This is a genomic window from Natrialba sp. SSL1 (genome assembly GCF_001861355.1).
Lineage (GTDB): Archaea > Halobacteriota > Halobacteria > Halobacteriales > Natrialbaceae > Natrialba.
Genome location: NZ_MASN01000002.1, coordinates 1 through 5,738 on the forward strand (window position 1 = coordinate 1; position 5,738 = coordinate 5,738).

Consider the following 5,738-nt stretch of genomic DNA (forward strand, 5'->3'; position numbering starts at 1 on the left):
AGATAATCCGGGAAGCACGATCATCACGGTGTGACAAGAGTTCTATGACACCCTCTTAGGCTATTCTAACAGCCAAACTGGCGAGGACCAACGGCCTGTCGTTGCCAGCAATGACATCGCAGTCCAGTGACACACCACTCCACTGGGACATAGCACCTCGCCATCCGACGTCTATCGTTGATAGAGTCCGACTCATCAGCAAACTATGGATTGCCAGTCGGCATGTAGGCACAGTAGTCGGTTGTCAGAGGCATACCGGTGCTCACTGGCATTCCGGTTCGAAAATAGATTCTGAACAGTTAGAAGGTCGCAGAAAGGGTCGTATACCCTCTTGATAATTAGTCCACGAGCAGTAAGTACAGGCGGTGTAGTTGCCGCTGCGGTAAAACTCCAAGCACAGCACCCGCGAGCGACCAACGGGAGCGAGCGGCCTTTTTAGCGTAGATTTTTGGAGGAGTGGTGAGCGAGCAACGCGAGCGAACCCGACGAGAAAAAGGTACGTTTGCACGTGTAGTGTGCAGTAGATTCGCGTGAATTAATTTCTAAATAAGAGGATTTTAATAGAAATGAAAGGATTACAACAGGAGGGGCAGAGCGATCGTCTTCATCATCTAATGCAGGAATACTCTCATATGGGGGTGTGCTGTATGTTCTGTCCATGGCTTCATCTCCATCGGACTCAAGCCCCGTATTGCCAATCCTTCTGATCGAGGATAATCCTGGGGATGCTCGTCTTGTTGAAGAAACGCTCAGTAATCCAAAACAGGCTGAAGCGCTTCATAAGGTGTCTACTGGTGATGCCGCCCTTGATTTTCTACATCAACGGGGAGAACACGATGACGCTCCTCGACCCCGACTAATTCTACTAGACTGGCATCTTCCGGATACAGAAGGTGAAGAGATCCTCTCAGAATTGAATAAAGGTCCTGAGCTAAGGCAAATTCCAGTAATCGTGCTCACTGGCTCACAATCTGAACAAGATGTCCGAGATGCATATGCAAATCAGGCAAATGCGTGCATCACGAAAGCAAGTGGGCCTGACGAGTTGACGAGTACTATTGAAGCCTTTGAAGAATTCTGGTTATCTGCTGCACGACTACCGAGTTTCGAAGACGAATGAGGTCAAAGAACTGTTCATCACTTATCCGGAGTCGCCTACGGTAGGCAGCGTGAACGAGAACGTGGAGCCTTCACCCGGTTCAGATTCTGCCCAAATCTGATCACCGCCGTCTCCGATGCGAAGGCAACTGTCTTAGAAGCCGTGAGTGGTGATGGCGACCGCTGGGAAGTAAAAATCCTCTTTCCGAGTCGGGAAGCCCTCTCTGAGTTCCGGGATTACTGTCTCGAACACGACTTCTCCTTTCAGCCACAGCGTGTGTATCAACCAGAAAATCCGGAAGAGCAGGCCGAGTATGGCGTAACCCCGAATCAGCAAGAAGCGCTGGAGGCCGCATACCATGCTGGATTCTTCGACATCCCCCGAGATCGGACACTCACCGAACTCGCTGACGACCTCGATATTTCCCGTAACGCATTGTCTGCGCGTCTTCGTCGCGGGCATCGGAATCTTCTTTCCAATACGCTCATTCATGAGGAATGATCACTTCGAAGGGATACTCCTTCGGTTATAAAGAGTGGGAGCACGACCACAGTGGGCCTAAGAAAAACGGGCCTCTAGCAGAATCTAGCGACTGGGATGGTATCATGACATCAGAACAAACACCTAAATTTGGTCAGGACGTGGGAGACAGTCGAAGGAAAACCGAAATTGACGATGCTAGCCATCGTGTAATTAAGGCAGTTGCTGAGGAGAATAACAAATCCGTATCTGAATTAGAACCGTTGTACTACTCAATTGATCCAGTTGCGCTTGATTCGTTATTTTCGAACCCCTCTGACCAAACGGTAAACCAACTCACGTTCACATATTCTGGCTATCAGATAACTATTAACGGAGAGGGCTCTATCGACATAGTAGCAGCACACGGACGATCAGTGGGGGAAAACTAGTCTCAGAACACGGATCCAGATGGATGGTTCAAAAGACCTCCCTAGCTCCGGTTCTGATAGGGTAATTGAACGCGGAGATACGTACGAGCACGAGACGTACGGAGTAGTCGAAGTCACAGGAATTTGGAAAGGCGTCCAGGGAGTCGATACGACCTATGAAGCAAATGAAAAAGACACCTTCATCGTCCGGTACTCCGCCAAGGAGGATGGAGAGCAAGTCGGTGAACTCACAGACACGTTAGACAAGTTCCTCGAATCCATACCGTAGTATCAAGAATAAATCGGCCCCACTCTCGTGGGCCAGTCGCGCATTGTCTCTTGCACAACGCTTCGGATATATCTGAAACTGATACAGTTCCCAGCGGTCAATTCGCAACCGTAGCGTGCAGTAGATTCACGCGAACAGTTCTCCAAAGAAGAGGATTTCAACACCTATGAGAATCCTGCGACTGACCAAACCACGGATCGTCTAATAGCTGTTTCGTCGTCGGTGGTGTCCGGCGCGTGTTGGTGTCGTAGAACCGCACGACGTTGCTACAATTGAGTTGAAACAGCCCTCAGGCGGTGGCTATCTTGAAAGCGAGAGCTGTTGCTAATAATGGGCGAATGCCCTGCTGAGTGGCACCGCGATGGTGCCACTCAGCGACTATGCTGTTGGCGGATCGTAGACTTCCTCACGGCTGAGCATGTGAAACATTGCAACGAGCATTTTCCGAGCTGTTGCAACGATTGCGATATTGTGATTCTTCCGCTGTTTCAGGCGGTTGTAGAACTGTCCTAGGTAGTCGTCAAACCGTACAGCCACGTTGGCACACTGAACGAGGGCCCAGCGCAACGGCGCTGAGCCCTCTTTCGAGATTCTACCACGCACCTCTTTGTCGCCAGATTGCCGAATGGATGGATCAAGCCCGGCGTAGCTAATAACCTTCTTTGCACTGCTAAACCGGTCAATCTCGCCAAGTTCAGATGTGATCAGCAGTGACGTGAAATAACTCACGCCAGGAATAGTCATGAGCAGCTGCGCGTCGTGACGCGCAGCGGCAGTGTCTTCGATACGCTTGTCGAGCTTCGTGATCTGTTCGTTTAGCGTATCAATCACCGCAAGATGTGCCTCAAGAACTGCTCGATCGACCTCAGAGAGCGTGAGTTCCGCGAGGAACTCACGCCCGGTCGGGCCGAAGAGTTCGCGGCTGTATTGGTTACCAGTTCGTTTGAGAACTGCTTGGACACGGTTTTTCTCCCGAGTTCGGTCTTCGACGAGTGCCTTGCGTGCGCGAACGAGGTCACGTCGTTCGCGCACGTCCTTAGGTGGAACGTAGCTTTCAGCGACGAGGTTTGCACGCAGAAGATGCGCAAGCATCTTCGCGTCAACGCGATCGGTTTTGACCTTCGCATCGGCGATCACACGTGTTTTACTCGGGTTGACGAGTGTAACGTCCATGTGCTCGTCAAGCGTTTCGTAGATCGGGCGGTAGTGCCCGGTTGCTTCGATAGCAACCGCCGACCCAGCATACTCGCGCGCGAACTCTTCGAGTTCGGCGCGCTCAGTGCCATGGGAAAGGCGGAATTCATCGACAAGACTGCCGTCCTGACGCATGACCGCTACCTGTGAGTAGCGGTCATGCGTATCCATTCCAATGTACATGGTTTGATGTCTCCGGGGTCGGGTGAACGATCCGAATAGACACCTATACGGGCTGTTTGCCCAATCCTTCGGATTCTTGCAAGGGACCAGTCAGAGCCTCGTGTTCTTGGACACATGTTGAAAGACGGTCTCCTTCAACCCCGCGCGTTCGTTCACCGACTAGGGGCTTAAACAGGATTCTCATAAAGTCAGAGCCATTGGCCACTATATCGTTGTCCACGAAGTACCGTAGACTACTGACCTGAGCGATGAAACCACCACCCAATATGAGTGGTGAAAATGTTTTCTGGTGTCGCAAGGAAGGTAGCGTGGCTGTGAGCATTGTCTGCCTCCTATTGATTTGCTGCCGTGGGTGAGTAGTGTTGCTACTTGATATAGATGTATGCACATGCGCGCCACATGGTAAACAATCTCGGCAACGGAAAGTGAAGCGATGAATGAACGCTCTCCCCCGTCCTACGAGGTCGCCGTCATTGGCGGTGGCCCCGCCGGTTTAACGACAGCATTGTACACGACACGGCTTGGTCACCGTACTGCAGTCTTTGAGAAGGAAGGCGGTCGCCACACAACCGTCGATCACGTCCACAATTTGCTCGGCGTTTCCGAGAACATCTCTGGGAAAGAACTTGCAGCACATGCCGTCGCTCAGTTCGAACACTATGGCGGGGATTTTTACCCGGACATAGTCGAATCCGTTACTGAGATCGAAACCGAGGAGCCTCGCTTTCGGCTTGAGGGAGCTCACGCTGCTGTTGAAGCAGACAGGGTGGTCTTCGCGACTGGGTTCCGGGATCGTAGTCCGAACGTTCCGGAACTCGAGCGATTCACGGGCCGGGGGCTGCATTATTGTCTCCATTGTGATGCGTATGCCCTGGGCGATGATCCTGTCTTTGTCCTCGGGCATGACGAGAGCGCAGCCCACGTGGCAATGACAATGCTCAACTTTACGGCTGATATCGACCTCCTGCTGGACGATCAGGGGCCAGAGTGGAGCAAGGAAACCGACGAACAGCTGCAGGCCCACCCTGTCGATATCGTTGACACGAGCGTCGTCTCAGCGTACCCCGACGAGAGCATCGACGAGGATGAACCGCCGTGGCTCGGCGGACTCTCCTTCGGTGATGGAACCGACCGAGAGTACCTGGGCGGCTTCGCAATGTATGGTTCGACCTATAACACTGATCTCGCAGCCGACCTTGATTGTACACTTACTGACGATAGCGCGATCGACGTCGACGAAAACCGAGAAACGAGTGTCGACGGCGTTTACGCAGTCGGGGACGTCACTCACGGCCAAAATCAGACGACAATCGCGATCGGCGACGGTGCGTACGCTGGACTTGCGATCCATAAGGATCTACGTCGTTTCCCGAAGTCGCTCGAGGAACTCGAGGACGACGAAACCCCGATGGCCGACACGGTGCCAGGGGCAGCGCCCAATCTTCGAGCTCAGATGCGACGCGTGCGTGATCTGAAAACCCATCCAGGACTCCGTAAACCATCCCCAAAACAGAATTGACCGACTACTGCCCAATCACATCGAGATCGAGAGCTATATGAATCTCACCATGTCCGCCCGAAACTCGGTCATGGGATGGATAGTCGGGAGGACCTTAGTGACAATATTGAGGAGAAACAACACACAAAGAAGCGACTAGAGCCATAGTAGACGGCTGATTTTTCAGTCCGTAGTTTGGTTTCACCCGCTTCATTGCGGCAGACTGGTTATGATCTCGATCGGGTTGTATAATTCGCAGATTTAGATCGCTGGAGCTTGTTAAGGAGTTGCTCTACGATTGGTTGATCACGTTCTGGAATGTGTTTACTATTGGCGTACTGGTTTAGTTCGTCTATTAGACACTGATGCTCGTCTCGAGAGAATCGGTGTGTCCCCGCCTCGATTTTTTCGAACACCCGGTACACGGTGAATGGAGGCGGTTCGGTATCATTAGGATGTTGTACTTCTAATTCTATCCGATCGAGCATCACATGATGTAGGATCCATTGCTCATCTCGAGATAAGTCGAGGGTCATCCGTCTTTAGCTAAGCGAAGAACCGCATGACTGCGGCGGCTTATCGGTG

6 protein-coding genes are annotated in these 5,738 nt (G+C 52.1%); 5 read left to right on the forward strand and 1 reads right to left on the reverse strand.

Features of this window, described 5'->3' with window-relative positions:
• Window positions 1-658: 658 nt before the first annotated feature.
• The 4 genes from BBD46_RS21395 (at window position 659) to BBD46_RS01535 (ending at window position 2,278) form a co-directional block, all read left to right on the forward strand.
• Window positions 659-1,120: a response regulator gene (locus tag BBD46_RS21395; RefSeq protein WP_084777637.1), complete on the forward strand. Its 462-nt coding sequence runs from the start codon at window positions 659-661 to the stop codon at window positions 1,118-1,120.
• Between the two features lie 255 nt (window positions 1,121-1,375).
• Window positions 1,376-1,600 (forward strand): helix-turn-helix domain-containing protein, encoded by a 225-nt coding sequence (locus BBD46_RS23020; protein WP_253184462.1) that lies wholly within the window; start codon window positions 1,376-1,378, stop codon window positions 1,598-1,600.
• The gene (locus BBD46_RS22010; protein WP_139173459.1) at window positions 1,597-2,010 is read left to right on the forward strand and encodes a HalOD1 output domain-containing protein; all 414 of its coding nucleotides are present in this window, start codon (window positions 1,597-1,599) and stop codon (window positions 2,008-2,010) included. The genes BBD46_RS23020 and BBD46_RS22010 overlap by 4 nt, the downstream gene beginning before the upstream one ends.
• 19 nt (window positions 2,011-2,029) lie before the next feature.
• Window positions 2,030-2,278: a hypothetical protein gene (locus BBD46_RS01535; RefSeq protein ID WP_071400007.1), complete on the forward strand. Its 249-nt coding sequence runs from the start codon at window positions 2,030-2,032 to the stop codon at window positions 2,276-2,278.
• 378 nt (window positions 2,279-2,656) lie between these two features.
• Here BBD46_RS01535 and BBD46_RS01540 read toward each other — a convergent pair whose 3' ends face one another.
• A complete protein-coding gene (locus BBD46_RS01540; RefSeq protein WP_071400008.1) occupies window positions 2,657-3,655 on the reverse strand; it encodes an IS110 family transposase in 999 nt (332 codons plus the stop codon).
• Window positions 3,656-4,088: 433 nt separating this feature from the next.
• Between BBD46_RS01540 and BBD46_RS01545 the strand changes: the two genes are divergently transcribed.
• A complete protein-coding gene (locus BBD46_RS01545) occupies window positions 4,089-5,174 on the forward strand; it encodes an NAD(P)/FAD-dependent oxidoreductase (RefSeq protein ID WP_071400009.1) in 1,086 nt (361 codons plus the stop codon).
• Window positions 5,175-5,738 lie beyond the last annotated feature (564 nt).